Source organism: Parvibaculum sp. (assembly GCF_046297875.1).
GTDB lineage: Bacteria > Pseudomonadota > Alphaproteobacteria > Parvibaculales > Parvibaculaceae > Parvibaculum.
On the sequence record NZ_JBKBHD010000001.1, the window covers coordinates 913,855 to 939,258 of the forward strand.

The following is a 25,404-nucleotide window of genomic DNA, read 5'->3' on the forward strand; positions in this document are numbered from 1 at the left end:
GCCCTCACATCTCGCCGCTGGCGGCTGCTTCCATGTAGCTCGTGTCGAGGCGGAACTTCACATTGTCCTTGTTGCCTATGATCGTGCCGTCGGCGAGTTCGACGCCGACATGGCCCTTGTCCTTCGCGTCCGGCCCGAGGAGACCGTGGCCGAAAGCAAAGCCCGTCGTGCTTTCGATCATGCCGGGCATGATGGGCCCGCCGAACACTGCCGCGCCTTCCGTCGCATCGTAGAAATAGGTCGTTGCGACCTGGCCGTCAAAATCGGCGAGATCGGTGCCGAGAACGCCTGCCATATATTCACGCGCGGCGATGCCTTCGGCATCGTCCTTCTGCATCACGGCGAGCGTTTCATACCAGGCGCCGGCAAGCGCCTTGCCGAAGTCGGGATTGGCCTTCAGCACGTCGGTGTTCACCACCAGAATGTCCTGCACCTCGCCCGGCACTTCGGAAGAATCGAAAACGGATGTGATGCCCGCCATCTGGTTGAGTTGGGTCGTGGCCGGGTTCCATGTCACCACGGCTTCGACGGCGGGCGTCGAGAAGGCGGCGACGAAATCGGCGTCCGCGATATTCGCGGTCTCGATGTCGTCTTCCGACATGCCGGCCTTTTCGAGCGCCAGCGCCAGCATGTAATGCGAGACAGAATACTGGACCAGATAGACCTTCTTGCCTTTCAGGTCCGCCATGGTCTTGCCTTCGCCTTTGACGAAGATTGCGTCATTGCCGTTGGTATAGTCGCCAAGAATGATCGCGGTCGTGTCGACGCCGCCGGCGGCCGGAATGGTGAGCGTGTCCATCACCGTCGTTGCCAGCGCATCATACTGGCCTGCGGTGAACTGGTTGAGCGACTCGATGTAATCGTTGAGCGCGACGATCTCGACCTCGATGCCGTATTTCTCCGCCCATTTGTCCATGATTCCGGCCTTCTCGGCATATGCCCAGGGCGCATAGCCCGTATAGAGGCCCCAGACGAGCTTGAAGCTTTTCTTCTCCGCCGCTTCGGCGCTGCCGGCAAAGGCAAGCCCGAGAAAAATCGTTGCGGCAAGCGCCATCGCGCCCACCCTGAAGAATGAGAAACGCTTCATGTGGTGTCCTTTCACTGGTCAAACCTCTCCTTGCCGCGCGGATTGAGCCCCACGCGAAAAATCGGTCTTCCCGGTGTTTCCTCTTTTTCGAAGCGGCGCTCTTTTGTCAGGCGACCTGCTTCTCGCGGCGGCCAAAGGCTTCGGCCTGTTCCTCGCTTTCGGGCATTTCGAGCTCGCCCGCCTCTACCTTCTCGCGCAGATATCTGAAATAGCGCATGGTCTGCGTCACGAGATGGTCTCCCGCGCCATAGGTGGGGTAACGCTTCTCGCCCTCGATGAATTGCGGCAGCGGCTCGACCGCCGTGTCGTAATCGAGCGCACAGAAAAGCGGGAAGGAGAAGCGTTCATCCGGCACATTGCGGACTCGGTGCGGCGTTGCGATGAAGCGTCCATTGGTGAGAGCTTCGAGCATGTCGCCGATATTGATGACGAAAGCGCCTTCGACGGGCGGCGCGTCGATCCATTCGCCTTTGGCATTCATCACCTCAAGGCCAGGTGCCGTGACATGGAGAATGGTGAAACATTCGAAATCGGTATGTGCGCTGATTCCCCATTCCGCATCGGCGCGGGAGGGGTCGGCCGGGTAATGCACCATGCGAAGCTGCGAGGGCGGCTTCGTCAGCCATTGCTCGAAATAATCTTCCGGCAGATCGAGGCCGAGCGCGAAGCCGCGGAACAATGTGCGGCCAAGCTCCATCGCCGCCTCGTAATAGGCGTAGACGTCGCGACGCATCTCCGGCATGCCGGCCGGCCACTGGTTCGGCCCGAGCATGCGGTAGCCGATGATGTGATCGGGGTCGTCTTCCGGCAGTTCGACCGACAGATCGAAGGCTTCCTTCTTGTCGACCTTGGCCGCGTTGCCCGCGCTGTAGAAACCTTCCTCGCCGGTCGGCACATAGCCGCGATGGGCGCGGGACTTGCCGATATAGAGGTCCATCTTTTCATCGAGCGGCTTTGCGAAGAAGGCGGCCGCCCGCGCCTCCAGCGTCTCGATCATCGGCCGCGGAATATTGTGACCCTTCACATAGAGAAAGCCGACACTGCTTGCCGCTTCGGCCATTTCTGCGGCGGCCTTGCGGCGCGCCTCGATGTCGTCCGAAAAGAGCGGCGATATGTCGATCACGGGAATATGGGTGAAGGCTGTGCCCTTCGCTTCCATCGCACTCATCAAATGGCTCCTTGTGCGGCATCGAGGAAAGGCTCGCCGCGAATATCCGTGATCTCCCAATGCCGCGTGAGCGGCTTTCCCTTTCCGTCCAAATCGCCGGTTTCGAGGAGATCGCCGGTGAGGGCAGGCGAAAGCGTCTTGCCTTCGCGGAAGGGCAGGGTCGAGCGCTGGATGATCCAGCCCGCACTCGTCACCGCGCCCTGGGCAATCTCGCAATCGAGGAACTCCCGCGCCTGGGCGAGGTCGCGCGCGCCTGCGACACATTCCGAAAGCGAATGATGGGCAGGCGTGGCGGCAAGCCGCTCCCGCGCAAACATGAAAAGATGGCCATAGCGGAGGATGGCACCCTTCGCGCCGGTTTCGCGGTCCTCGAGCCGGGCGCCCCAGACCATGCCGCCCTCGACAGGTTCGCGGTGCCAATGCTCGATATAGGGAATGTCCTTCCCCTCCTCGATCATCACATCGCCCTCGACCCGGAGGCGGCCCATGTCGGAATAGACGGCGACAGGCTGGAAATCGATGTCGCGGCGCCATTCGAACCAGCCATCCTCATGGACGAGTTCGCCCGCGAAGCCTTCCTGGGTTGCGAGCCATTCCATATGGACGGGCTTCAGGTCCGAGAGACAGGCGACGGCCGCGAAATCCGGCGCGCCTTCGGGCTGGCGGAGATCGAGATAGAGGCCCGGGCCCTGCAGCCAGTTCACGAATGTCGTGCGGTCCTCGCGCCCGTCCGGCCAGGCGATGAGCGAACGGCGCCAGAGGCCGGGCAAGGTCTCGAGCGAGGCGTCGGACAGGCGTGACTGGACGAAACCGGGCATGTTCATGAGCCCATGCTGCCGGGCGGGGGGTCATGCAGCTAGACGCGAAATCTCAATGAGGGTCATATATGCCGCTTATGAGGTGCGGTTCGCGAATCCTGCGAGTGCAGGAAATTCCCTGCGGGCGAATCCTCTGGAGGCCTTCTTCGCGCGCCGCGAGACCGGTCCGGGCCGCGGCATTCTCCAATGGCGAGTCAGGCGCGCGGGCGGCGCTTACGGGCCTTCAGAAGCGTGAGCAGCTTCTCGATTTCCGCCGGTGTCATTTGCGCGATGTCTTCGGCAAGAATGTTCGCGGCTTCCGTTGCCTGCGGGGCAAGACCCGATGTGTCGATGACGATGCGCGGATGGGAGAGCCGCGCCAGCCGCTCAAGCTCCTCGGCCTCATCCCAGATCACGTTGAAATAGCCGATGATCGCCTGCACGAGCCGCCAGCTCGGACGGCCGCGCCGCCCATGTTCAAGCGCGGAGAGATAGGCAGGGGTGACTCGGAGTGCGGCCGCCATTTCCTTCATGGTGACGCCGCGCGCGGCGCGCAGTTCGCGCAGCCTCCGGCCGAAGGGCGTCATCTCTTCTTCCTCAGCCAGAGATAGAAGGCGCCGCCGCCGCCATGTTTCGGGTGGGCGGGCTGGAAGCCCGAGACATGCAGGCGGAATTCCGCTTCGGCAAGCCAGCGAGGCACGGCGCTCCGGAGCACGCCCTGGCGTTCCGGCACTTCATAGAAGGTGCTGCCATGGAGTGTGTGGCGGGCAAAGGGCGAGGCGCCCTTGCCGGTGATGACGAGGACGCAGCGAAGCCCCCGCCCCCGCGAACGGGCGACGAAATCAAGCAGCGCGCCGTGGGCGCGCTCCCGGCTATGGCCATGCAGGTCTATCGTCGCCTCGATCTCGATCTGGCCGCGGGCGAGCTTCTGCGAGGTGCGCCGCTCCAGCGGCCCGAGCGGCGGCGGCTCGGCGGGCGCACGCGGATTTGGCGGCGCGGCCGGGATCGCTGCGGCCAGTCGGGGCGTTGTCGCTTTCGGCGGCGAAGCGGGAGAGGGCGGCGGAGTGTCTTCGGCCGGATCGGGCTTTGCCCGTTTCAGCGGCTTTGCATCCTTCATCGCCGCGCGCCAGATCTTGCGCTCCTCGTCGGTGAGGCTCCGGCTGTGGCGGCGCGGCTTCACGTCCCTGTCCATCGCCGTCTGCCTCGTCCGTCCGGTTGCCCCTGCCGCTCTTCTTTAGGGTGCAATCGCTTTCGGCACCAGCGCGATCAGCTCGCCTTCGGCCTTCATGCGGCCGGCGATTTCGCCGGCCTCGCCGCCCGAGCCGAAAAAGATGTCGCCGCGCTGGCGGCCCTTGATAGCGGAGCCCGTATCCTGCGCGACCATGAGGCGGGCGACCGGCACGACATCGCGCCCGTCGACGGTCGGATGTTCCGTCGTCAGCCAGAGCAGCGTGCCGAGCGGGTGATGCGAGCGGTCGACGGCAAGGCTCCGGCCCGGCGTCAGGTTCGTGCCTTCGGCGCCGGGGGGGCCGAGTTCGGGATCGATATTCCTCAGGATACGGAAGAAAATATAGGACTTGTTTTCATGCGTCAGCGCGCGGCCCTTGTCGGGCTGGCGCTCCATCCAGGCGCGGATGGTCTGCATCGACACTTCTTCCATCGCAAGTTCGCCGCGATCGACCAGCACCTTGCCGATGGAGGTATAGGGATGGCCCGACTTTGCCGCAAAATTCAGACGTACGATCTCGCCCGTTTCGAGGCGAACGCGGCCCGAGCCCTGCACATGAAGGAAAAAGGCGTCAATCGGGCTTTCGAGCCAGGCGATGGCGAGTGAGTTCGTATCGAGCGCGCCATTCTCGATCTCGGCGCGCGCCGGAAAATTGCCGCCGCCATCGACCATGCGATAGCCTGCGGGCGGTGCAAGTACCGGCGTCTGGTAAGGCCCGTGCCGCGTCAGCGCGCCTTTCATCTCCGGCTCGTAATAGCCGGTGAGAAGACCCTTTTCCGACGGAAAGCGCACCGGCACAAACCAGTGCTGGAAAAAGCCGCGCGCATTGGCGGCAGCCGCACCGTCACCCACCTGTGCCGCCGCCTGACAGGCCGGCTGCCAGTCGCCAGCCGTGCCGTAGAGCCGGTCGCCGCCCTTGGTATCGAGCGGCGCGGAAGGCGAGAGTTTCAGGATACGTGCGCAGGAGCGCCTGAACGCGTCTAGCGCCGCCGACTGGTCGTCGGTGTTCCAGCCCGCCAGGTCGGAAAAGGACAAGCGCTGCGGGCCAGCCGCTTCCGCCCTCATGCCCGCACCGCCGCAGCCGACGAGAAAGGCGGCCACTCCCGCAAGCAACAAGGCGCCATGCCGCATACCCATGATGGATCAGTCCGCCACGGCGCCGGTTGCAACGAGGAACCAGTTCGGGTCGCGGCTTTTTGCATCGCGCTCGAAGGTCCAGACATCCGTCACCTCGCGGATCGTCACCGGATCGCCTTCGAGTACCACGCCATCCGCATTCTTGGTGCAGGAAGTGAGTTCGCTCTTGAAGGAGACGGTGAGGCGGATGCGCGTGGCGGAGGTGGAGGCATCGGCGATCTTCGCCTTGCCGATGCCGATGAAATTCTGCTCGACGGTCAGTCCCTTTTGCTCGCGATCGGCGATTGCGCCTTCGAAGCTCTTGTAGACGTCGCTGCTCAGCAACGGCTTTAGCGTGTCGCGGTCGCCGGCGGCAAAAGCGGTCACGATCATTTCATAGGCCGCGCGCGCGCCGGACAGAAACTCGTTGCCATCGAAATAGCGGTCGAGATTTGCGATCTGGTCGAGCTTGCCCGCGAGCGCCGAACCTTCGTCCGCTATGCCGCGCCAGCGATAGGCGACGGCAGGCGCGGCGAAGGGGTCGCCTGCCGCGTCGATCACCCGGTCGCGCGCAGGCGGGGTGTCACGGTTGCGCGTCGGCAAGGTCACGACCTTGTCGTTGTCGGCGCGCTTGTCCACCGAATAGGGATCGTAGGGGGGCGGCTCATGCCCGGTCCGGCGGCCCAGTACGCTTCTGAGTTTCAGAAAAACGCCGACCGCAACGGCGAGCAGAATGAGATTGAGAAGTGTCACGCCGTCGTCCATTCGCTCGAGGAACCCTTACACAACTGACTGCCCCTTGCGGCATGACCGCATGGGGTGACGGGCGGCATTGCTGCCGTTAGTCTCTGCCCGACCTTTGCGGATAAACTAGGGCATCGGAAGTCATTTTGCTACCGGAGCCGGGCAATGTCATGGCCGGGCCATTGCCGGAAATCCGCCGGAATTCACCTGCAAACCGTTCTCCGGGGTGTTCATGCCCGCCCGATCCACCCGAATGAGGGAATCTTTCTTGCCCCTGCTGCTTTTCGCCATCTTCATTGCCGTGCCGATCATCGAGATCGCGATATTCATTCAGGTCGGCGGCCTGATCGGGCTCTGGCCGACCATCGCCATCGTGCTCGGTACGGCGCTTCTCGGCGCAACGCTGATCCGCGTTCAGGGCTTCCAGACCTGGCGCCGCGCGGAAGCAGCAATGCGGCGGGGCGAGCCGCCGCTCGCCGAAATGCTCGACGGCGTCTTTCTGCTGGTGGCCGCGCTTCTGATGGTAACGCCGGGCCTCTTTACCGATTGCATCGGCATTTTGCTGCTGATCCCGCCCGTCAGGCGTGACATCGGCCGGCGCGCGGCGGCCCGGCTCGCCCGCAGCGCCAATGTACAGTTCCATATGTCGGGCATGAGGGCGGGGCCTGGCCCCGGCATGGGGCCGGACAGGGGCCCCGATATGGGCCGGCCAGGCCCGGTCATCGAGGGCGAGGCCGAGGAAATCGGGCCCGGCACAGGCGGCGAACCGCGCGGCGATTCACCCTGGCGGCAATAAGCGGCGGCAAACGGGCCCGGCTCTTTCTTGTCCGGCATGCCTATCCATGCTAGCCAGCACCCTTCCGGAGACGCGTGACAGAACAGGGCTTCAATCAATGTCGGATCAGGCGAATGGCGGCAATCAGGGCGCACAGCTCAGGGTGCTCACTCAATATGTGAAGGATCTCTCCTTCGAAAATCCGAACGCGCCCCAGAGCCTCGGTCCGGTCGAGGACCAGCCGGCGATCAATCTGCGTGTCGATGTCGGCGTGAAGCGCATGGCCGATACAGATTTCGAGGTGTCGCTGAAGATCGGCGCCGAGGCCGTGACCAAGGACAAGCCGATGTTCATCGCCGAAATCGAATATGCGGCGCTGTTCCGTCTGGTCAACATTCCACAGGCCGATCTCGAGGCCGTGCTGGTCGTCGAATGTCCGCGCCAGATTTTCCCCTTCGCGCGGCGCATCCTTGCCGATGTGACGCGGGATGGCGGTTTCCCGCCGCTGATGATCGACCCGATCGACTTTGTCAGCCTCTATCAGCAGCGCCGCGAGCAGATGGCGGCGCAGGTGGAAAACGCCGCCAATCCGGATTGAGCCTCACTCCTTCGCCAGCACCGTCCAGAGCGGTTCGCCGCCAAGGCTGGCGATGAAGGCGTCATGCGCCTCGCGTTCGGCATCGGTGAGGCGCGGGGGAAGGGCCACGGGGCGCTGTTCGCGCGTCGTGCGCTTTGCGCCACCGCCCGCGCCGGCCAAATCCGCCTGGAGCACGAGGCCGGGCTGCCGCCCGCCCATCAGCTCCAGATAGACTTCGGCCAGAAGCTCGCTGTCGAGCAGGGCGCCGTGTCTGGTGCGGCCCGAATTGTCGACATTGAAGCGGCGGCAAAGCGCATCGAGATTGTTCTGGGCGCCGGGGAATTTCTTGCGCGCAATATCGAGCGTGTCGATGGCCCGCGACATGGGGAGCGCCGGGCGGCCCGATGCCTTCAGCTCCCAGTTGATGAAGCCCATATCGAAGCTCGCATTGTGAATGACGAGCGGGTCCTCGCCGATAAAGGCGAGGAAATCATCCGCGATGTCCGGGAATTTAGGTTTACCGCGCAGGAACTCCGTCGAGAGGCCGTGGACCTGAAAGGCGCCGTCCGGCATGTCGCGTTCGGGATCGATATAGGTGTGAAACGTATTGCCGGTCGCCACATGATTGACGAGCTCGAGGCAACCGATTTCGACAAGCCGGTGCCCGTCCTGCGGGCTTAAGCCCGTCGTTTCCGTGTCGAGCACGATTTCGCGCATCTGTCTTTTCCCGTATCGGCGGCACCTTCCCCCGAAGGCGTTACCTGAGTCTCGCCTATTCGCGCGAAAAATGGAACGAGCCATCTTCTCCGATCCGGCCGCCCGGATTCCAGGCGACTTCCCAGATGTGATTGTCGGGATCGGAGAAATAGCCGGTATAGCCGCCCCAGAAGGCATCCTGGCCGGATTTGAGAATGCGCCCGCCGGCGGCTTCGGCTTCTGCGAGCACAAGATCGACTTCGTGTTTCTCGCGCACATTATGGGCGAGCGCGACGCCGGAAAAACCCTCACCGTAAGGCGCGACTTTCGCATCCTCGGCCAGCGCCTCGCGGCCGAACAGCGCGAAAACGATCCCGCCGCACTGGAAGAAAGTGACACTCTCATTGCTCTGCGCCAGCGCCTGCCAGCCCAGCGTCTCGTAGAAGGCCCGCGCGCGAGCAACATCCGTGACGCCGAGGGTGATGAAGCTGATGCGCTGTTCCATGAAGTATCCTTTTATTTCGTGGCGGCGAGACGCTCCTTCAATACGCGGCCCTCGCGCGATTTCAGGGCTTCAACGATGGTCTCGACCTGAATACGGGCGTGATCGAGGCCCTTGTCGCTCTCGACGATGAAATCGGCGCGCTTGCGCTTTTCGGCGTCGGGCACCTGCTTTGCGTGAATGGCAGCGAATTTCGCCTCGTCCATGTCGGGCCGCGCGAGAACGCGGGTCTTCTGGAGATCATAGGGCGCTGAGACGACGACGACCACATCGACGCGCGTTTCGCCGCCGGTTTCATAAAGGAGCGGAATGTCGAGCACGACCATATGCGCGCCCGCTTCCATGTGCTCAAGCAGGAAATCCATCTGCGCCTCGCCGACCAGCGGATGGACGATCGCTTCGAGTTTCTTCATCTCGTCGGGCAGGCCCAGCACGCAGCGCGACAAGGCCTTGCGGTCCACCGCATCATCGGCGATCGCGGAAGGAAAGGCGGCGCGGATCGGTTCCACCGCCTTGCCGCCCTTTTCATAGAGCTTGTGGACGGCGGCATCCGCGTCATAGACCGGTACGCCGAGCGCGCGGAACATTTTTGCGGTTTCCGATTTTCCCATTCCGATGGAGCCGGTGAGGCCGACAAGCAGCATTGTTCTCTCCCTACTTGCCCGCGATATCTGCAAGCACGAGCTGGCGCAATTCTTCCGTCACTTCGGGCCGGACACCGAACCAGGCCTCGAAACCCGGCACCGCCTGATGGAGCAGCATGCCAAGCCCGTCCACGACTTCGTGCCCCGCTTCGCGCGCGCGGCGCAATAGCCCCGTTTCAAGCGGTGTATAGACGATGTCGGTGACGAGCGCCGATTTCGGCAGGGGCGAAAGATCGAACGACACTTCGCTTTCGCCTTTCATGCCGAGCGTCGTCGTGTTGACGAGGAGGCCCGCGCCCTCAAGCGCCATCGCGGTTTGCGCGAGCGGAAAGACCTTCGCGGATTTGAGGCCGAGATCGGCAATCAGCGCCTCGGCGCGCCCGGCGGTCCGGTTGACGATGCGGATTTCCGGTGCGCCTTCATCTTCGAGCGCAGCGGCAATGGCGCGCGCCGCGCCGCCCGCACCGAGGATGACGGCCGGGCCCGCATCCGCCCGCCATGATGGCGCGCGATCTTTCAGATTGGCGATGAAGCCATAGCCATCGGTGTTTCGGCCTTCGAGCGAGCCGTCGGCCAGCGTGACGACGGTGTTCACGGCCTTGAGGCGCCTTGCCACCGCGTCGTGCCGTCCGAGAGCGGCGAAGGCGACTTCCTTGTGCGGCACGGTGACATTGGCGCCGATAAAGCCGAGCGAGGCGAGATTGAGGATCTTGTCGCCAGCCCCTTCGGGCTCGACGGCGAGGCGGACATATTCCGCGTCCTCGACGCCATATTCGGCGATCCAGTGATTGTGAATGAGGGGCGAGCGGGAATGGGCGACGGGCCAGCCGATGACACACACTCTTCTTGTCATGAGCGGACTACCCCTTGCGCGCGCAACTCTGCGAGGAGCGGCAGCATCGGCAAGCCGAGGATCGAGAAATAGTCGCCCTCGATCTTCTCGAAGAGTTGCACGCCCGGCCCTTCGAGCTGATAGCAGCCGACGCTCTTCATCACCATGCTGCCAACTTCATCGAGATAGTGATCGAGAAATGCGTCAGAGAATTCGCGCATGGTGAGCGTGGCGCGGGCCGAATGATGCCAGACCGTGCCGCCATCCTTCACGAGCACGAGCCCTGAGTGAAGAATATGCGGGCGGGCGCGGAACGCGATGAGGTTCGCGCGCGCCTCGCCCATGCTTTTCGGCTTGTCGTAGCGTTTGCCCATGCAGGAGAGGATCTGGTCGGCGCCGATCACCAGCGCGCCGGGACATCTTGCCGAGACGGCAAGCGCCTTTTCCTCCGCTAGTTTCAGCGCAAGGGCGTCGGTCGATGCATTGCGGTCCTGATCGCCTTCCGCGAATCCGGCCTTGATCGCATCTTCATCCACGCGCGAATCCACGGCCTCGAACTGCAATCCGGCATCGCGCAGCAGTGTCTGGCGCACGGTACTCGCCGAAGCAAGGATGAGTTTCGCGGTGTTCTTCGTTTCCATCATGGCAATCAACCCGCGCGCTGGCGCTCATTATAGAGGTTGAGCACGGCGGCAGCCGTTTCCTCGATGGAGCGGCGCGTCACATCGATCACCGGCCAGCCATTCTTGGCAAAGAGGCGGCGCGCAAAGGTGATTTCTTCCGCCACGACATCGGGCGCGACATAATCGGTGTCGGTATTCTCGTGCAGCGAAAGAAGCCGGTTCTTTCTGATTTGCACGAGGCGATCGGGACTTGTCGTCAAGCCGACAATCAACGGCTGCGTCGCCGTATCGAGGTCGGGCGGCAGCGGCACATTCGGCACGATCGGAATATTCGCGGCCTTGATGCCGCGGTTTGCCAGATAGATGCAGGTCGGCGTCTTCGAGGTGCGGCTGACACCGAGGAGAATGATGTCGGCATCATTGAGATCGCCGGCAGATTGCCCGTCATCATGGCTCATGGTGAAGTTCAGCGCCTCGATGCGGCTGAAATATTCGGCATCCATCGTGTGCTGCGAGCCGGGCTTGTGCGAGCTTTCCTTGCCGAGATATTGCCCCAGCGCCTTCATCGCCGGGTCGAGTACCGAGATGCAGGGTGTCTGCAATTCCGCGCAGCGTTTTTCGAGGCGGCCGCGGAGCTCGTCATTCACCATGGTGAACATGACGATGCCAGGCGCATTCTCGATCTCGCCAAGCACGCGCTCGAGCTGCTTTGGACCGCGCACCAGCGCATAGACATGCTCGACGGGCCGCGCATCCTCGAACTGGGCACAGGCCGCGCGCGCCACCATGTTCAGCGTTTCGCCGGTCGCATCGGATACGAGATGCAGATGGAATACGCGCTTGTTCGTCATGTCTCTCCTCATGGCCCGCTACGGGGCGGCCGCGGCTCGCAAAACTATCGGGGAGGCAGGGGAGAGGCCAATTCTTTTTCCGCAACGGGCATAACAGGCCGGGCCCATATATGCCGGCGGCCTGTGGAGAGCTGTGATTAACGGTGAGAAGTGAGGCTTTCGGGATCGGCACTACCGGGCCATACCCGTCATTCGGATACAGCACCCCGTTTGATGAGTCCGCTGGAAAAGTCGAGGCGCTGCTTGCGGAAAGCGGGTATGGCCGGTTGCGGGCGGGGCGGGGCGTCACTTGTCCCCGGTATTAACGATCCGGCAATTTCCATCATCCACATGCCAAGTCCCTGCGTAACAAGGCGTGACGGATTGCCGGGCTGCAATCGTCAACAGGCTGTGGCATAGAGGGCGGGTCACGGGTGGCAGAGGTTGCAGCTTGTGGATGAAACGGGATGAAAGAATGATCCCCGGCATCCACAGCCATCCACCACTATCCACTACTTTCAAGACTCTTCTATAGAGATAGGAAAAGAACGAGTGAGCGATCGAACGGCTCCGCAGAAACTGCTTCTTAAGGCGCTTGCCGGTGAGAAGACCGCAAGTATTCCAATCTGGCTGATGAGGCAGGCGGGGCGCTATCTGCCCGAGTACCGGAAGGTCAGGGCGGATGCAGGCAGCTTTCTCGACCTTTGCTACAATCCGAGGCTTGCCGAGGAAGTGACCCTGCAGCCGATCAGGCGCTACGGCTTCGATGCGGCTATCCTCTTTTCAGACATTCTCGTGGTGCCGGATGCGCTTGGCCAGAAGGTTGCCTTCAAGGAAGGCGAGGGGCCGGTGCTGGAGCCGATTACCGATGCGGCCGGGCTTGCGGCACTCGGGCCCGTCTCGGGCGTGACCAAGGCGCTCGCGCCGGTCTATGAGACCGTATCGCGGCTCAAGGCGAGCCTGCCCTCCGATGTGACGCTGATCGGCTTTGCCGGCGCGCCCTGGACGGTTGCGACCTATATGGCGGGCGGCCGGGGCAGCCCCGATCAGGCGGCGGCGAAGCTCTGGGCCTTCCGCGATCCCATGGGATTCAAGGATCTGATCGATATTCTGGTCGAGGCGACTATCGAGCATCTCTCGGCGCAGGTCGATGCAGGGGCCGAAGTCGTGCAGATTTTCGACACCTGGGCCGGATCGCTGCCGGAATTGTCCTTCGAGCGATTTGCCCTGAAACCGGTGCAGCAAATCTGCGATGCCCTGCATGAGCGCTATCCCGGCCTGCCGGTGATCGCCTTTCCGCGCGGCGCAGGCGGCATGGCGGAACGCTATTTCAAGGTGACGGGGGCAAACGGCCTCGGCCTCGACACAGGTGTCTCGCCCGCATGGGCCAAACAGCATCTTCAGCCTCAGGGCTGCGTGCAGGGCAATCTCGATCCGCTGCTGCTTGTCGCTGGCGGCCATGAAATGCGCGGTCAGGCCAGCTATATCCTTTCCGTGCTGGGGGAAGGCCCCTTCATTTTCAATCTCGGTCATGGAATCGTGCCACAAACGCCGCCCGAGCATGTGGCCGAGCTCGTCAAACATGTGAAGGGCTGGCGGAGCTGAGGCGATGAAGAAGAAGGTTGCGATCGTACTCTTAAATCTCGGCGGGCCGGACGGGCCAGACGCAGTCCAGCCTTTCCTTTTCAACCTGTTCAACGATCCCGCCATCATCCGGGTGCCGAACCCGATTCGCTGGCTGATCGCGAAAATCGTCTCCGCGCGCCGTGCCCCCGTGGCAAGGGAGATCTATGCTGAACTCGGCGGCGGCTCGCCCATCGTGCCGCTCACCGAGGAGCAGGGCCGGGCCCTCGAAGCCGCCTTAGCCGGTGGCGAGTCCGAATACCGCTGTTTCATCGCCATGCGCTATTGGCATCCCTTTGCGGATGAGGCCGCCGCCACCGCGAATGCCTGGGGCGCCGATGAAGTGGTGCTGCTGCCACTCTATCCGCAATATTCGACCACCACGACCGAAAGCTCCTTGCGCGACTGGGAGCGGGCGGCAGCCAAGGCTGGGCTTGCCGTCCCGGCAAGGTCCATCTGCTGCTATCCGATGGAAGAAGGCTTCGTTGCCGGCTATGCGGCGCTTCTGAAAGAGGCGATTGCCAAGGCGGGCGGGCATGAGGGCTGGCGGGTGCTGCTGTCGGCGCATGGCTTGCCGAAAAAGGTGATCGAGCAGGGCGACCCCTATCAGGCGCAGGTCGAGCAGAGCTGCCGCGCCATTGTCGAGGCCACCGGCATTCAGGGCCTCGACTGGCGGACCACCTATCAGAGCCGGGTGGGCCCGCTCGAATGGATCGGGCCTGCGACCGATGACGAGATCAGGCAGGCCGGCGCCGAGGGCAAAAGCCTGATCGTGCTGCCGGTCGCCTTCGTCTCCGAACATTCCGAAACGCTTGTTGAACTCGACAAGGAATATGGCCATCTGGCGAAGGAAAGCGGCGTCCCCGGCTATATCAGGGTGCCGGCACTCGGCACGGAACCCCAATTCATTCAAGGACTTGCGCGGCTGGTGCGCGAGGCGATGAGCCGCGATACGATCCTCTGCCCGGAAGATGCGGCAGGCCATGTCTGCATAAGGAATGCAGGCCTCAAGACGATCCGCTAGTCAAGGAACAAGAATAAGATGGATTTTCTTGCCGATTACTACGTCTGGATCAAGGCGCTGCACATTATCTCGGTGATCTTCTGGATCGCAGGCATGGCCTATCTGCCGCGACTTTTCGTCTATCATGCGGAGGCGGCGCCGGGTTCGGAGACGTCCGAGCTCTTCAAGGTGATGGAGCGCAGGCTCCTCAGGGGCATCATCAACCCCTCGATGATCGCGGCTTTCCTGTTCGGCGGGCTGATGCTTGCCGCAAATCCGGCCCTTTTCTCGGACCACTGGATGCAGGTGAAGCTCGTGCTGGTGCTCGGGCTCGGCGGCATTCACGGCGCTTTCTCGCGCTGGCGGAAGGACTTCGAGAAGGACGAGAACCGCCGCCCCGCGCGCTTCTACCGGATCGTGAACGAGGTGCCGCTGGTTCTCGTCATCATCATCGTGCTGCTGGCCGTGCCGAAGCCTTTTTGATGCCCGCCGGACCTGCGACCTATTTCCGTTGAAATCCCGGAGATTGATCTTTATATGGGAATGAAGCCGGATTTCTTCCGGCGGCCTTCCTTGAGTTCTTTCCCGGCGGTGGAACGCAGTCCTTCCTTTGGAGGGGCGGTCCGCAGGCCGGAAGACCCCCGCACAAGGCGGATCGGGCAATGTGACCCGGCCCCGGCGGCGACGGAAAGCAGATTTCCCGACAGACATCATCATTCCGCCCGATAGACCCTCTATCCTTCCTTCCAGAAAAGATTTCCCCTCCCTCGCAAAACGGCCCGAAGCTTCAGGCAGCTCAATCGAAGGCCCCGTGAGGGAAGGAAACCCCCCAAAGACCCCAAATGAAAGACCGACCAAGCCGATGACGCAGATCAAGCTGCAGGACCTCAAGGCCAAATCCCCGACAGACCTTCTGGCGCTTGCCGAGGAACTCGAGGTCGAGAACGCCTCCACCCTCAGGACGCAGGACATGATGTTCGCGATCCTGAAGCAATATGCCGAGAAGGGCGTCGACATCATCGGCGAAGGCGTGGTTGAAGTGCTGCCTGACGGCTTCGGCTTCCTGCGCTCGCCGGAAGCGAACTACCTGCCGGGCCCCGACGACATCTATGTCTCGCCCTCGCAGATCCGCCGCTTCTCGCTCCGCACGGGCGATACGGTGGAAGGCGAAATCCGCAGCCCCAAGGATGGGGAGCGCTATTTCGCGCTGCTGAAGGTTTCGACGGTCAATTTCGAAAGCCCGGACAAGGCCCGCCACAAGGTCCATTTCGACAATCTGACGCCGCTCTATCCCGACGAGAAGCTCGAGATGGAGGTGGACGATCCGACGCTGAAGGACCGCTCTGCGCGCCTCATCGACATCGTGGCGCCGCTCGGCAAGGGCCAGCGCGGCCTCATCGTCGCGCCGCCCCGCACCGGCAAGACGGTGCTTCTCCAGAACATCGCCCATTCGATCACGACCAATCACCCGGAATGCTATCTGATCGTGCTCCTGATCGATGAGCGGCCGGAAGAAGTGACCGACATGCAGCGCTCGGTGAAGGGCGAGGTCATCTCCTCTACCTTCGACGAGCCGGCGACGCGCCACGTCCAGGTTGCCGAAATGGTGATCGAGAAGGCCAAGCGCCTCGTCGAACATGGCCGCGACGTCGTGATCCTGCTCGACTCGATCACGCGCCTCGGCCGAGCCTACAACACGGTCGTGCCGTCGTCGGGCAAGGTGCTGACGGGCGGCGTGGACGCCAATGCGCTGCAGCGCCCCAAGCGCTTCTTCGGCGCAGCGCGCAATATCGAGGAAGGCGGCTCGCTGACCATCATCGCAACCGCGCTGATCGACACCGGCTCGCGCATGGACGAAGTCATCTTCGAAGAGTTCAAGGGCACGGGTAACTCGGAAATCATTCTCGACCGCAAGATCGCCGACAAGCGCGTCTTCCCGGCGATGGACATTCTCAAGTCCGGCACCCGCAAGGAAGAGCTGCTGGTCGAGAAGGGCCAGCTCTCCAAGATGTATGTGCTGCGCCGCATCCTCAACCCGATGGGCACGGTCGATGCCATCGAGTTCCTGATCGACAAGCTCAAGCAGACGAAGAACAACGGCGAATTCTTCGACAGCATGAATACCTGAGCGCCACACCGGATCGCGGTCTGAAACCTCAGTTTTTATTCACATCTCGTCGCTAGGGTGCTGTCCTGGCGGAAGGTGAGTGATGACTGGCGAAAGCGAATCCGAAGGGCATGCGGCATGGGTTCGTCCGCATATGGACTGGGGCAGCATCGTTTCGCGCGCGGCGATTTTCGAACAGGAGATCGACTTCAAGCTCGAAGCGCCGCTCACGCTTCATCGCGCGGTGTTTTTCGATATCGGCCATGGCGTGCCCGACGCGCCGCATCTGACCGTCTGAGCCTTATTCCGGCGCTGCCATCTTGCCGATGAAATCGGCGATGGTGTCGATGAGCCCTTGCGCCAGCGGCCGGGCGGGATCGGCATAGGTGCTGATATTTTCCGCGCGGTCGATGGGTGCGGATTTCAGCACATGGTTCATCTGTTCGACGGTGACGAAGGTCGCATCGGGCCGGGCCGCCGCGAGCAGCATGGCGTCGGCGGTGGGCACCTGCAGGTCATGCGAGCCGTGGATGATGAGCGCGGGAATGGTGAGCTTCGCAAATTCCCTTGCCGGGTCGTAGGCGAACCATGAAATGAGATAGGGCTGCACGCTTGGCCGGTAGAGAGGCGCGAGTTCGCGCGGCACATTGTCGTCCGTTTCGCCGCGCTTCAGCGTTTCGAGCAGTTCATCGGAGCGGCGCTTCAGCTCGTCGCTCATGCTGCTGCCGGAAATCTGCTCGCGGATGAGGTCGGGCGCGGGGCGGCCGACACCGGCGACCAGGACGATGCCCGAGACGTCGCGCTGTTGCGCGGTGAGGCTTGCAAGGAGCGCGCCCTCGCTATGGCCGATGAGAAAGAGGCGTGCATCCGGCAGTTCGGCTTGCAGGAAATCCGACCAGGCGAGCGCGTCCTCGACATAGGTCTCGGCACGTAGATCTGCCTCGTCGGGTGCGGCGGCAAAGCTGGCACCGACGCCGCGCTTGTCTATGCGGAGCGTTGCGATGCCCTTTGCGGCAAGCCCGTCCGCCAAGAGCTTCAGACTGTCATTCTCGCCTTCGGGGAAATTGCCGTTGCGGTCGGTCGGGCCGGAGCCCGGCAGGATCAGCGCCACATCGCGGGCCGCGCCCGTCAGCGGCAATGTCAGCGTGCCGTGAAGTGCGGCCCTGCCACCATCGATCTCGACCTCGCGCTGATTGAGGGCCTGTCCGAAGGCGGGTACGGCGAGGAGAAAGAGGGCGGCGGCGAGAGCGGCGATGCGTGTCACGGTTTCAGGTCTTTCCATCCGGGCCAGGCGCCTTCGCAGGCGGGGGCCGCATCATGCCGCTCAAACCATGACGCTTTCGAGGCGGCGTATTCCCTTGCGACGATGCGCGCGGGCACCGGCTCATCCAGCGCATTCGCCGCCAGAATGACCGTATCGTCCGGCTCGATGAGGTTCGCCCCCGTCATGGCCGTGCCGCAGCGCGAACAGAAGCTCCGTTCAAGGCCGGGCGAGGAACGATGGACCGTGAGGTGTTCCGCGCCGTCCCATGTCACTTCGTCGCGCATTGCCACGAAGAAGAAACCGGCATGGCCGCCCGCCGCCTTGCGGCACATCGAACAATGACATTCGACAATGCCGCTCATCCGCTTCACGCGGAAACGCACCGCGCCGCACAGGCAGGCGCCCTCTGTCACGGCACCAGTACGCTCGCGCCGACGGTCTTGCGCGCCTCGAGGTCGATATGGGCGCGGGCGGCTTCGGCGAGCGAGTAGCGCTGCTTCACCTCGATCTTCACCGCGCCCGATTTCACCACGGCGAAAAGATCGTCGGCCATCTCCTGCAGCGCGGTGGGCGACTTCGCGGCGTAGTGATACATGGTCGGCCGCGTGACATAGAGCGAGCCCTTCTGGGCGAGGATGCCGAGATTGACATCCGTCACGGGGCCCGACGCATTGCCGAAGCTGACGAGAAGGCCGAGCGGCGCGAGGCAGTCGAGCGAACCGATGAATGTCGACTTGCCGACGCCGTCATAGACGACGGGGAGTTTCCTGCCGCCGGTGATTTCAAGCACACGCTTTGCGACATCTTCCTTCGTGTAGTCGATCACATGATCGCAGCCATGCGCGCGGGCGAGCGCGGCCTTCTCCTCCGAGCTTGTCGTGCCGATGACGGTGGCGCCGAGATGCTTTGCCCATTGGCAGGCGATGAGGCCGACGCCGCCTGCTGCCGCATGCCAGAGGATCGTCTGGCCCTTTTCGACCCTGAAGGTCTGGCGGAGCAGGAACTGCGCGGTGAGGCCCTTCAGCATCATGGCGGCGGCCTGTTCGTGGCTGACGCCGTCCGGCACCTTGACGGCGCTGGCGGCGGCGACATTGTTTGCCTCCGCATAGGCGCCGGCCGGGCCCGACGCATAGGCGGCGCTGTCGCCTACCTTGAATTGCATCACGCCTTCGCCGACGGCTTCGACGATGCCCGATGCTTCCATGCCGATGCCGGAAGGAAGCGCCATGGGATAGAGCCCGGAGCGGTGATAGGTGTCGATGAAGTTGACGCCGATCGCTTTCGCGCGGACGGTGATCTCGCCGGGCTTCGGGGCCCCGAGCTCCACCTCGCGCAATGCCATTACTTCCGGGCCGCCGTTCGTGTCGATGCGGATTGCCTTTATCTTCGTCATTGGTCGTCTCCCGTTCCTGTTTTCCGATAGATCAGCGGCGTGCAATCGCGAGCGCGGCGCCAGAGGCGACAAGCACGCTGCCGGTGATCCGGTTTCTGATTTTCCGTGCGCGCGCGCCTTTCAGATAAGGCGCGAGCTTGCCCGCCATCACCGCGAATGTGCCGTCCGACAAGGTGGCAACCACGACGAAGGTGACAGCGAGAATAACGAGCTGCGGACCGGCAGGCGCAGACGCGCTGACGAATTGCGGAAAGAAAGCGGCGTAGAAGGCGAGCGATTTCGGATTGGTGACGCCGATGACGAAGCCACGCCGGTAAAGCGTCTGTGCCGATGCCTTGCGTTTCACGGCTTCGGGAAGTTCCGGATCTTCATAAGGCGCGCGGAAGGCCTGCACACCGAGCCAGACGAGATAGGCTGCGCCGATCAGTTTCACGGCATCGGCCCAGGGACCGAGTGCAGCAAGAAGCGGCGCGAGGCCCGCAAGAACCAGCGCCATATGAACGAGCAGCGCGCTCGATGTGCCGGCAAGGCCCGTCAGCGCAGCGCGCGGCCCGTCCGCGATGCCGCAGGCGACAAGCCATGTCACCACCGGCCCCGGCATGACGCAGAGGATGAGCGTTGCGGCAATGAAGCCGAGATAGAGTTCGAGAGACAAGATGCGTCACTCACGTTGAAAACCGGCGAGACTTTACCCCCCTTGAAGGAGGGTCGAACGAGCGGCAGCTCGTTCGGGGAGGGGGACTCCGCTCTCCCCGAACGTATCCTCTATCGATGCTCATCGCGGCAGGCACCGCGCCCCCTCCCCGAAAAATTCCGCACTGCGTTTGAATTTTTCGACCCTCCCTCAAGGGGAGGGTGGGAAGAGAGAGGTTGAATGCAGCTACCCCAGATGCCGGGCGAAGAATTTGAGCGTGCGGTCGTTCGCCTCCTCGGCCGTTGCCTTGTCGTAATGCGCGCCGCCGGGACGGGCAAAGGCGTGGTCCATGGCCGGGTAGCGGTGGATCGTGACATGGCGGTTGTCGTGAAGGCCCTTCACCACCGCTTCCTGCGCTTCCGGCGGCACGAACTCATCCTTGCCCGCGATGTGAAGCATCAGCGGCGCGTTGATCCCCTTCGCATCGGCAAGGCGGTTCTGGATGTTGACGCCGTAATAGCCGACGGACGCATCCGCATCCGTGTGGCAGGCGGTGAGATAGGCAAGCTGGCCGCCGAGGCAGTAGCCGACGGCGCCGATCTTGCCCGATGTCATGGGGCGCAGCGTTGAAATGGTGGTGGCGATATCCCTGACGCCGAGATCGACATTGAACTTGCCGAAGAGATCGAAGGCCTTTTTCCATTCGGCTTCGCTCTGGTCGGTGATGTCGATGCCGGGCTCGATCCGCCAGAAGAGATCCGGGCAGAGTGCCACATAGCCTTCTGCGGCCAGCCAGTCGCACAGTTCGCGCATAACCTTGTTGACGCCGAAGATTTCCTGGATGACCACGACACCGGGGCCGGTTCCGGATTTCGGTTTCGACAGATAGCCGGAAAAGCTGCCGTCGGGGCCCTTGATCGTGATGGTTTCGCCGCTCACTGCGCACCTCCTTGAGTATCGGGGAATATCGGAACCGGGACTCTAACGGTCCCGGTCCCCCGATGCGAGGGATGTGCAGCGAAATCCGTGGCGCCTTGTCAGGCGGCGCCGGCTTCCATATGGCGCGAAGGGAAGAGAAGTTTGGCGAGACGGCTCTGCGTCCGCGCTTCGATCTTGCCGTCGCCCTTGGCGGCGTCTTCGCGGCGAGCGGAGAGAGCGACATCGAAGGCGCTCACATAGCTCGTGGCATAATTGGCAAGGATGTTCATTTAATTCACCGTTTTGTCACGGGGAGGGAGGGGGTTATCCTGCTGCCTCGGCCCGTGTATCCTGTTTTAGTCTGGTCTATGGCGCTGATATGCGCTTTCGCCTGCCATAACTCAAACGATCTTTTTGCACCGCAGTTGTAAGAAAAACTAATATATGGCCACCCGCCGCCTGCCTTCTCTCAGAGCCCTGCGCGCCTTCGAGGCGGCGGCGAGGCATGGCAGTTTCTCGCAAGCCGCGCGGGAGCTGAACGTGACCCATGCAGCGGTCAGCCATCAGATCAGGGCGCTGGAGGAGGAACTCGGCGCGGCGCTGTTCCACCGCACGGGGCGGCATGTCGAACTGACCGACCGGGGGCGTAAGCTGCTGCCGGTGCTCTCGGCCGGCTTCGACCAGATGGCGGAAGCCTGGGCGCTGGCCGGCGCCAGGGACAGCGCGACGCTCACCGTTTCGGTCGAACCGTCCTTTGCGGCGCGCTGGCTGGTGCTCCGGCTCGGCAAGTTCAACCGCGCGCACCCCGAGATCGAGCTCCGGCTGCTGCCTTCCTCCGATGTCGTCGATTTCGCGCGCGAGGATGTCGATCTCGGCATCCGCTACGGGCTGGGCGGCTGGCCGGATGTGGTGTCGGAAAAATTGTTCGAGGCGACCGTCTATCCGGTCTGCTCACCCTTGCTCATCGACCCGAAGCGCCCGATCCGCAAGCCCGAAGACCTCAAATCCTATCCGCTGCTCCACGAAGAGACGATGCAGCACTGGGTGAACTGGCTCGAACAGGCGGGCGTGAAAAATCCGCGCTGGGCGGCGCGCGGGCCGCTTTTCATCGAGGCCTCGCTGGCGCTGCAGGCGGCGGCCGGCGGCCAAGGCGTTGCGCTTGCCAATGACACGCTCGCCATGGCTGATCTCGCGGAAGGTAAGCTGATCCGTCTTTTCGACATGGAGATGCCGGATGAGGAAGGCTATTGGCTCGTCTATCCCGAAGGGAGCCTGAAGAAGTCGAAGGTCCATGCCTTCTGGCGCTGGATCCGCGCGGAAGCGGGCCTCGGGAGCCCGGAGCATCCGAACCCGCCGGAGCCGCTGGCATCCGCCCGGAAGGCAGGGCGACCTTAAGCTAGAGATAAAATGCCAAATACGATGGTGAGCGTTATACCCAGAACACCAAAGCCGTAACTGATAAAGCGACTTATTCGAATTCGTGCCGCAGCGGCTTTGAGCACGGTTTCGCTTGCCTGGAACTCATCGAACATTCTCACAATATCGACGAGGTTGTTATCCTGAATCGTGGCGTATATCGCGTCTCTGTCGTTCCGGTTTTCTCGAGAGGTTGCGATCAGTTTCCTAACCTTGCTCAATTCTGCCAACAGTTTTGGGAGATCACGAAACTTATCTAAAACGACATCTGCTCCGATGCGATCAATAGCTATCCGGAGATCAGCCGTCATTTTTGAAGTTGCAGCATCGATTGCATCATGGCGAGCGCGGCAGCAATCGAAATGTGCATCGTCAAGCAGCTTTTTGGCTGTGTCGCGGTCTTTTTCGCGTTTGGGGAGAGCTTCTACTACTCTTCGGCCCGCGTATCGCAGTTCATAAATGGCGGGGTTTACGATTTCCCCGTTTACCTGTTCAGCGAGCTTTATTGCGCTTTCGGCTTTGTTCCATTCTTCGCAAAGCTCATTGAGCGCCGCTTCAATGTCTTGCTGCGACGTCATGGAAGATTAAGAAGCTGCTCGGGTGAGTTTGCGCAGATGCTCAATGTCTTTATCGGCGGCCTTTGATGCGCGATAAAGTCTTTCCGCGGACATATACCACCCATTCTGCGTCGATATGTTTCCGCGAGACTGGCGCGCGACTATGCGCTGCGAAGCCTTCTTCTTCGCAGCTTCGTAGCCCCTAAACAGAACCTTATCTACAACGGCGGAGAAAGACATTTGGTCATCCTGATTCGCAAAGGCGACGCGTTTACACGAAATGTCGCGAATGGTCAATCCTTCACAGCTTACGCTGACCTATCATCATCGTTTCTCTTTGCTAATATCTCGTCAAGGGAGCACCCCTTAACACATTGAAAATAAACGCGTCTATAGTTCGTCATTTTGGTGCGGACGTTCCAGACTGCACATTTAGAACGAATTAGCAACATATTATGACGAATAAAATATCCCCCGCTTCATTTCCTCGATCAGCGCGGCCGCATCCGTGACCGGGAGCGAGCAGGTTTCTCCGGCGCAGACATAGGCGGTCGGCTTGCCGTCCACCGCCGTCTTGCCTTGTGCCGGGTGGGAGGCGGGGAGCGACGCGCCGTCCGCGACGCGCATCAAAACGCGGGCAGGGCAGGAGACGGAGAAGGCGGCGCGGGCGAGGGGGGCGGTTTCTTCCGCGCTTCCGATCAGCACCACCTGCACCGGGCGGAGCCGCGTGTCGAGGCTCGCGATGAAGCTACCCAAGGGAAAGATGTTCTGCTGCAACTCGCCGGCAAAGGCGCGGATGAGCGCGTCGGCCTTTGCGAGATATTCGTCCTTCCCGGTCATCAGGCCGAGCCGCGTCAGCACGCCGGGCAGCACGCCGTTTGCGGCAGGCGTTGCATCGTCCGAAACCGTCCGCCTACGGATGATGAGGGCAGGGGCGTCGGAGGCGGTGAAGAAATAGCCGCCATTCACCGCGTCGGCGTACCACGCGTCGAGTTCCGCGATCAGGCTTTCGGCATCGGCCACATATGCCGTGTCCCCGGTCGCCTCGGCAAGCGCCAATGCGGCATCGGCCATATTGGCAAGATCGTCCGCCATGGCGAGGTGCTGCAAGCGGCCCTCGCGCCAGGCGTGGTGCAGGCGGCCATCAATTCGCATGGTGCCCATCACGAAGCGGAAGGCGGATGCCGCCATTTCCACCCATTCGCTTTCATTGAAGGCGGCGCCCGAGCGGGCAAGGGCGGCGATCATCAGCCCGTTCCAGTCGGCCAGCACCTTGTCGTCGAAGCCCGGATGGACACGCAGATCGCGCTCGACGAAGGCGCGCGCCTTCAACGGTTCGAGTGCGGCTTCTTCTTCGGCCGTCAGCGGCGCATCGGCGCGGGCGAGCCGATTGAGAATATTGGTCTCCTCCCAATTGCCCTCGGCCGAAACGTTGTAGGCCGCCTTGAAGAGGCCGGCTTCTGCCGGCGTGAAGAGATTGTCAATCTCGGCTTCGGACCAGACATAGAACTTGCCCTCGACGCCTTCGCTGTCGGCGTCCAGAGATGCGGCGAAGGCGCCGCCTTCCACGGTCATTTCCCGCGCCAGCCATTCGACCGTTTCGCGGATGCGGCGCTCGTAAAGCGGCTTCCGGGTCTCCTGCCAGGCGAGCGTCAGCAGGTCGATCAGCAGGGCATTGTCGTAGAGCATCTTTTCGAAATGCGGCGCGAGCCAGAACTCGTCCACCGAATAGCGCGCATAGCCGCCGCCCAGATGGTCGTAAATGCCGCCTTCCGACATATGGTCGAGGGCGCGCAGCACGGGCGCCGCGAAATCGTCGCGGGCCGTGCGCAGATGAACGCGCCAGAGAAGCGAGAGAAGGGGCACTTGCGGGAATTTCGGTGCGCCGCGAATACCGCCATGAACAGGGTCCATGATCTCCGCAAGTTTCTCCGCCACGATCACCGGCACTTCGGGTGTCGGCTCGCCGGGCCGCGCCGTCTCGGCCTGTTTCTTCAGCGCGTCTGTCAGCGCCGCGCGGTTCTTGTATACCTTGGCCGGCTCCTCGCGGAAGATGCGCGAGATTTCCTGCAAGACCTGCACGAAGCCGGGACGGCCGTAATTCGCTTCCTTCGGAAAATAGGTGCCGCCCCAGAAGGGTTCGCCATCCGGCGTCAGAAACATGGTCAGCGGCCAGCCGCCCTGCTGCCCGAGCATATGGAGCGCCGACATATAGATCGCGTCGATATCGGGCCGCTCCTCGCGATCGACCTTGATGTTGACGAAGTGCTCGTTCATCACGGCCGCCGTCGCCTCGTCCTCGAAACTTTCATGCGCCATGACATGGCACCAGTGGCAGGCGGCATAGCCGACCGATAGCAGGATCGGCTTCTTCTCCTTGCTCGCCGCGTTCAGCGCCTCTTCGCCCCAGGGCCGCCAATGCACCGGATTGTCCGCGTGCTGGAGGAGATAGGGGCTCGTTTCGTCGCGCAGGAAATTTCGTGACATGAGGGCTTTCGGACGGTTCACTTGGGCAATATTTGTTGCGGCAATGTGGGCCATAAGTGCGGCCCCGTCGAGAAAGAGATAAGGCGATGAAAGTCACAATCGATGTCGAACTGACGCCCGTCGAAGCGCGGCGGCTGATGGGCCTGCCGGATCTCGAACCGATGCAGCAGCGCCTCATCGCAGAGCTTGAAAAGCGCATGGCGTCCAACATGTCCTATGTCGATCCCGAGCAGATCGCGAAGGCGATCATGCCGGTGGGCGCGCAGGGGCTCGAGCAGTTCCAGAGCCTGCTCTGGGGCATGGCGCAGACGGCGATGGGCGGAGCCAAGAAACCGGCTGCGAAAAAAGACGGCGCGAAGAAAGAATCCTAGGCGCACAAGCAA

30 protein-coding genes are annotated in these 25,404 nt (G+C 62.5%); 9 read left to right on the forward strand and 21 right to left on the reverse strand.

Going from position 1 to position 25,404, the window contains the following annotated elements:
• Positions 1-4: 4 nt before the first annotated feature.
• The 7 genes from ACK4FH_RS04510 to ACK4FH_RS04540 form a co-directional block, all read right to left on the reverse strand.
• Entirely contained in the window at positions 5-1,087 is a 1,083-nt protein-coding gene (locus tag ACK4FH_RS04510) for a putative urea ABC transporter substrate-binding protein (RefSeq protein ID WP_409811407.1), read from the reverse strand.
• Between the two features lie 106 nt (positions 1,088-1,193).
• Complete coding sequence (locus tag ACK4FH_RS04515; protein ID WP_409811408.1) at positions 1,194-2,255, reverse strand: isopenicillin N synthase family dioxygenase; 1,062 nt, start codon at positions 2,253-2,255, stop codon at positions 1,194-1,196.
• Complete coding sequence (locus ACK4FH_RS04520) at positions 2,255-3,079, reverse strand: hypothetical protein (RefSeq protein ID WP_409811409.1); 825 nt, start codon at positions 3,077-3,079, stop codon at positions 2,255-2,257. The genes ACK4FH_RS04515 and ACK4FH_RS04520 overlap by 1 nt, the downstream gene beginning before the upstream one ends.
• A gap of 188 nt (positions 3,080-3,267) precedes the next feature.
• The gene (locus tag ACK4FH_RS04525) at positions 3,268-3,639 is read right to left on the reverse strand and encodes a helix-turn-helix domain-containing protein (protein WP_409811410.1); all 372 of its coding nucleotides are present in this window, start codon (positions 3,637-3,639) and stop codon (positions 3,268-3,270) included.
• Positions 3,636-4,244: a Smr/MutS family protein gene (locus tag ACK4FH_RS04530; protein WP_409811411.1), complete on the reverse strand. Its 609-nt coding sequence runs from the start codon at positions 4,242-4,244 to the stop codon at positions 3,636-3,638. The genes ACK4FH_RS04525 and ACK4FH_RS04530 overlap by 4 nt, the downstream gene beginning before the upstream one ends.
• Before the next feature lie 42 nt (positions 4,245-4,286).
• The gene (locus ACK4FH_RS04535; protein WP_409811412.1) at positions 4,287-5,417 is read right to left on the reverse strand and encodes a murein transglycosylase A; all 1,131 of its coding nucleotides are present in this window, start codon (positions 5,415-5,417) and stop codon (positions 4,287-4,289) included.
• Between the two features lie 6 nt (positions 5,418-5,423).
• Positions 5,424-6,149, reverse strand: a complete 726-nt coding sequence (locus ACK4FH_RS04540) for a Tim44/TimA family putative adaptor protein (protein ID WP_409811413.1) — start codon at positions 6,147-6,149, stop codon at positions 5,424-5,426.
• 259 nt (positions 6,150-6,408) lie between these two features.
• Between ACK4FH_RS04540 and ACK4FH_RS04545 the strand changes: the two genes are divergently transcribed.
• Positions 6,409-6,936 (forward strand): FxsA family protein, encoded by a 528-nt coding sequence (locus ACK4FH_RS04545; RefSeq protein WP_409811414.1) that lies wholly within the window; start codon positions 6,409-6,411, stop codon positions 6,934-6,936.
• A 97-nt stretch (positions 6,937-7,033) separates the two neighbouring features.
• Entirely contained in the window at positions 7,034-7,513 is a 480-nt protein-coding gene (secB, locus tag ACK4FH_RS04550) for a protein-export chaperone SecB (RefSeq protein ID WP_409811415.1), read from the forward strand.
• Between the two features lie 3 nt (positions 7,514-7,516).
• Here secB and dnaQ read toward each other — a convergent pair whose 3' ends face one another.
• The 6 genes from dnaQ to ACK4FH_RS04580 are packed head-to-tail and all read right to left on the reverse strand — an operon-like array spanning position 7,517 to position 11,640.
• Complete coding sequence (gene dnaQ, locus ACK4FH_RS04555) at positions 7,517-8,209, reverse strand: DNA polymerase III subunit epsilon (protein ID WP_409811416.1); 693 nt, start codon at positions 8,207-8,209, stop codon at positions 7,517-7,519.
• A 55-nt stretch (positions 8,210-8,264) separates the two neighbouring features.
• Positions 8,265-8,693: a VOC family protein gene (locus tag ACK4FH_RS04560; protein ID WP_409811417.1), complete on the reverse strand. Its 429-nt coding sequence runs from the start codon at positions 8,691-8,693 to the stop codon at positions 8,265-8,267.
• Between the two features lie 11 nt (positions 8,694-8,704).
• Positions 8,705-9,334 (reverse strand): dephospho-CoA kinase, encoded by a 630-nt coding sequence (gene coaE, locus ACK4FH_RS04565; RefSeq protein WP_409811418.1) that lies wholly within the window; start codon positions 9,332-9,334, stop codon positions 8,705-8,707.
• Positions 9,335-9,344: 10 nt separating this feature from the next.
• Positions 9,345-10,187 carry a shikimate dehydrogenase gene (locus ACK4FH_RS04570; protein ID WP_409811419.1) on the reverse strand — a complete coding sequence of 281 codons (843 nt, stop codon included), beginning with the start codon at positions 10,185-10,187 and terminating at the stop codon, positions 9,345-9,347.
• A complete protein-coding gene (locus ACK4FH_RS04575; protein ID WP_409811420.1) occupies positions 10,184-10,810 on the reverse strand; it encodes a Maf family protein in 627 nt (208 codons plus the stop codon). Before ACK4FH_RS04575 ends, ACK4FH_RS04570 begins: the two co-directional genes overlap by 4 nt.
• A gap of 5 nt (positions 10,811-10,815) precedes the next feature.
• A complete protein-coding gene (locus tag ACK4FH_RS04580; RefSeq protein WP_409811421.1) occupies positions 10,816-11,640 on the reverse strand; it encodes a pyruvate, water dikinase regulatory protein in 825 nt (274 codons plus the stop codon).
• A gap of 531 nt (positions 11,641-12,171) precedes the next feature.
• Here ACK4FH_RS04580 and hemE point away from each other — a divergent pair.
• The 5 genes from hemE (at position 12,172) to ACK4FH_RS04605 (ending at position 16,650) form a co-directional block, all read left to right on the forward strand.
• Entirely contained in the window at positions 12,172-13,224 is a 1,053-nt protein-coding gene (hemE, locus tag ACK4FH_RS04585) for a uroporphyrinogen decarboxylase (RefSeq protein WP_409811422.1), read from the forward strand.
• Positions 13,225-13,228: 4 nt separating this feature from the next.
• Positions 13,229-14,266 carry a ferrochelatase gene (gene hemH / locus ACK4FH_RS04590; RefSeq protein ID WP_409811423.1) on the forward strand — a complete coding sequence of 346 codons (1,038 nt, stop codon included), beginning with the start codon at positions 13,229-13,231 and terminating at the stop codon, positions 14,264-14,266.
• A gap of 18 nt (positions 14,267-14,284) precedes the next feature.
• Positions 14,285-14,728, forward strand: a complete 444-nt coding sequence (hemJ, locus tag ACK4FH_RS04595; protein WP_409811424.1) for a protoporphyrinogen oxidase HemJ — start codon at positions 14,285-14,287, stop codon at positions 14,726-14,728.
• 379 nt (positions 14,729-15,107) lie between these two features.
• Positions 15,108-16,373 carry a transcription termination factor Rho gene (gene rho, locus ACK4FH_RS04600; protein ID WP_409811425.1) on the forward strand — a complete coding sequence of 422 codons (1,266 nt, stop codon included), beginning with the start codon at positions 15,108-15,110 and terminating at the stop codon, positions 16,371-16,373.
• A gap of 82 nt (positions 16,374-16,455) precedes the next feature.
• Positions 16,456-16,650, forward strand: a complete 195-nt coding sequence (locus tag ACK4FH_RS04605; protein ID WP_409811426.1) for a hypothetical protein — start codon at positions 16,456-16,458, stop codon at positions 16,648-16,650.
• A 3-nt stretch (positions 16,651-16,653) separates the two neighbouring features.
• Here the strand turns inward: ACK4FH_RS04605 and ACK4FH_RS04610 are convergent, their stop codons facing one another.
• The 6 genes from ACK4FH_RS04610 to ACK4FH_RS04635 all read right to left on the reverse strand — a co-directional run bounded on the left by ACK4FH_RS04610 (position 16,654) and on the right by ACK4FH_RS04635 (position 20,851).
• Complete coding sequence (locus tag ACK4FH_RS04610; protein ID WP_409811427.1) at positions 16,654-17,634, reverse strand: alpha/beta hydrolase; 981 nt, start codon at positions 17,632-17,634, stop codon at positions 16,654-16,656.
• Complete coding sequence (locus ACK4FH_RS04615) at positions 17,613-18,029, reverse strand: GFA family protein (RefSeq protein ID WP_409811428.1); 417 nt, start codon at positions 18,027-18,029, stop codon at positions 17,613-17,615. Before ACK4FH_RS04615 ends, ACK4FH_RS04610 begins: the two co-directional genes overlap by 22 nt.
• On the reverse strand, positions 18,026-19,009 hold the full coding sequence (locus tag ACK4FH_RS04620; RefSeq protein WP_409811429.1) for a quinone oxidoreductase family protein: 984 nt from the start codon (positions 19,007-19,009) through the stop codon (positions 18,026-18,028). Before ACK4FH_RS04620 ends, ACK4FH_RS04615 begins: the two co-directional genes overlap by 4 nt.
• Positions 19,010-19,040: 31 nt before the next feature.
• A complete protein-coding gene (locus ACK4FH_RS04625) occupies positions 19,041-19,664 on the reverse strand; it encodes a LysE family translocator (RefSeq protein WP_409811430.1) in 624 nt (207 codons plus the stop codon).
• Positions 19,665-19,889: 225 nt separating this feature from the next.
• Positions 19,890-20,582 carry a dienelactone hydrolase family protein gene (locus tag ACK4FH_RS04630; RefSeq protein ID WP_409811431.1) on the reverse strand — a complete coding sequence of 231 codons (693 nt, stop codon included), beginning with the start codon at positions 20,580-20,582 and terminating at the stop codon, positions 19,890-19,892.
• Between the two features lie 98 nt (positions 20,583-20,680).
• The gene (locus ACK4FH_RS04635) at positions 20,681-20,851 is read right to left on the reverse strand and encodes a hypothetical protein (RefSeq protein WP_409811432.1); all 171 of its coding nucleotides are present in this window, start codon (positions 20,849-20,851) and stop codon (positions 20,681-20,683) included.
• A gap of 154 nt (positions 20,852-21,005) precedes the next feature.
• Here ACK4FH_RS04635 and gcvA point away from each other — a divergent pair, with 154 nt between their 5' ends.
• A complete protein-coding gene (gene gcvA, locus ACK4FH_RS04640) occupies positions 21,006-21,956 on the forward strand; it encodes a transcriptional regulator GcvA (RefSeq protein WP_409811433.1) in 951 nt (316 codons plus the stop codon).
• Here the strand turns inward: gcvA and ACK4FH_RS04645 are convergent.
• Positions 21,953-22,555, reverse strand: a complete 603-nt coding sequence (locus tag ACK4FH_RS04645; protein ID WP_409811434.1) for a hypothetical protein — start codon at positions 22,553-22,555, stop codon at positions 21,953-21,955. The genes gcvA and ACK4FH_RS04645 overlap by 4 nt on opposite strands.
• A 432-nt stretch (positions 22,556-22,987) precedes the next feature.
• Positions 22,988-25,021: a thioredoxin domain-containing protein gene (locus ACK4FH_RS04650; protein WP_409811435.1), complete on the reverse strand. Its 2,034-nt coding sequence runs from the start codon at positions 25,019-25,021 to the stop codon at positions 22,988-22,990.
• An 86-nt stretch (positions 25,022-25,107) separates the two neighbouring features.
• Here ACK4FH_RS04650 and ACK4FH_RS04655 point away from each other — a divergent pair, with 86 nt between their 5' ends.
• Positions 25,108-25,392: a DUF6489 family protein gene (locus ACK4FH_RS04655; RefSeq protein ID WP_409811436.1), complete on the forward strand. Its 285-nt coding sequence runs from the start codon at positions 25,108-25,110 to the stop codon at positions 25,390-25,392.
• The last annotated feature ends 12 nt before the right edge of the window (positions 25,393-25,404 follow it).

What these genes read in the sequence shown, in the direction of transcription:
- ACK4FH_RS04510 (WP_409811407.1), bottom strand. Translation starts at nt 1,087, where the DNA reads ATGAAGCGTTTCTCATTCTTCAGGGTGGGCGCGATGGCGCTTGCCGCA.
- ACK4FH_RS04515 (WP_409811408.1), bottom strand. Translation starts at nt 2,255, where the DNA reads ATGAGTGCGATGGAAGCGAAGGGCACAGCCTTCACCCATATTCCCGTG.
- ACK4FH_RS04520 (WP_409811409.1), bottom strand. Translation starts at nt 3,079, where the DNA reads ATGAACATGCCCGGTTTCGTCCAGTCACGCCTGTCCGACGCCTCGCTC.
- ACK4FH_RS04525 (WP_409811410.1), bottom strand. Translation starts at nt 3,639, where the DNA reads ATGACGCCCTTCGGCCGGAGGCTGCGCGAACTGCGCGCCGCGCGCGGC.
- ACK4FH_RS04530 (WP_409811411.1), bottom strand. Translation starts at nt 4,244, where the DNA reads ATGGACAGGGACGTGAAGCCGCGCCGCCACAGCCGGAGCCTCACCGAC.
- ACK4FH_RS04535 (WP_409811412.1), bottom strand. Translation starts at nt 5,417, where the DNA reads ATGGGTATGCGGCATGGCGCCTTGTTGCTTGCGGGAGTGGCCGCCTTT.
- secB (WP_409811415.1), top strand. Translation starts at nt 7,034, where the DNA reads ATGTCGGATCAGGCGAATGGCGGCAATCAGGGCGCACAGCTCAGGGTG.
- dnaQ (WP_409811416.1), bottom strand. Translation starts at nt 8,209, where the DNA reads ATGCGCGAAATCGTGCTCGACACGGAAACGACGGGCTTAAGCCCGCAG.
- ACK4FH_RS04560 (WP_409811417.1), bottom strand. Translation starts at nt 8,693, where the DNA reads ATGGAACAGCGCATCAGCTTCATCACCCTCGGCGTCACGGATGTTGCT.
- coaE (WP_409811418.1), bottom strand. Translation starts at nt 9,334, where the DNA reads ATGCTGCTTGTCGGCCTCACCGGCTCCATCGGAATGGGAAAATCGGAA.
- ACK4FH_RS04570 (WP_409811419.1), bottom strand. Translation starts at nt 10,187, where the DNA reads ATGACAAGAAGAGTGTGTGTCATCGGCTGGCCCGTCGCCCATTCCCGC.
- ACK4FH_RS04575 (WP_409811420.1), bottom strand. Translation starts at nt 10,810, where the DNA reads ATGATGGAAACGAAGAACACCGCGAAACTCATCCTTGCTTCGGCGAGT.
- ACK4FH_RS04580 (WP_409811421.1), bottom strand. Translation starts at nt 11,640, where the DNA reads ATGACGAACAAGCGCGTATTCCATCTGCATCTCGTATCCGATGCGACC.
- hemH (WP_409811423.1), top strand. Translation starts at nt 13,229, where the DNA reads ATGAAGAAGAAGGTTGCGATCGTACTCTTAAATCTCGGCGGGCCGGAC.
- hemJ (WP_409811424.1), top strand. Translation starts at nt 14,285, where the DNA reads ATGGATTTTCTTGCCGATTACTACGTCTGGATCAAGGCGCTGCACATT.
- rho (WP_409811425.1), top strand. Translation starts at nt 15,108, where the DNA reads ATGACGCAGATCAAGCTGCAGGACCTCAAGGCCAAATCCCCGACAGAC.
- ACK4FH_RS04605 (WP_409811426.1), top strand. Translation starts at nt 16,456, where the DNA reads ATGACTGGCGAAAGCGAATCCGAAGGGCATGCGGCATGGGTTCGTCCG.
- ACK4FH_RS04610 (WP_409811427.1), bottom strand. Translation starts at nt 17,634, where the DNA reads ATGGAAAGACCTGAAACCGTGACACGCATCGCCGCTCTCGCCGCCGCC.
- ACK4FH_RS04620 (WP_409811429.1), bottom strand. Translation starts at nt 19,009, where the DNA reads ATGACGAAGATAAAGGCAATCCGCATCGACACGAACGGCGGCCCGGAA.
- ACK4FH_RS04635 (WP_409811432.1), bottom strand. Translation starts at nt 20,851, where the DNA reads ATGAACATCCTTGCCAATTATGCCACGAGCTATGTGAGCGCCTTCGAT.
- gcvA (WP_409811433.1), top strand. Translation starts at nt 21,006, where the DNA reads ATGGCCACCCGCCGCCTGCCTTCTCTCAGAGCCCTGCGCGCCTTCGAG.
- ACK4FH_RS04645 (WP_409811434.1), bottom strand. Translation starts at nt 22,555, where the DNA reads ATGACGTCGCAGCAAGACATTGAAGCGGCGCTCAATGAGCTTTGCGAA.
- ACK4FH_RS04650 (WP_409811435.1), bottom strand. Translation starts at nt 25,021, where the DNA reads ATGTCACGAAATTTCCTGCGCGACGAAACGAGCCCCTATCTCCTCCAG.
- ACK4FH_RS04655 (WP_409811436.1), top strand. Translation starts at nt 25,108, where the DNA reads ATGAAAGTCACAATCGATGTCGAACTGACGCCCGTCGAAGCGCGGCGG.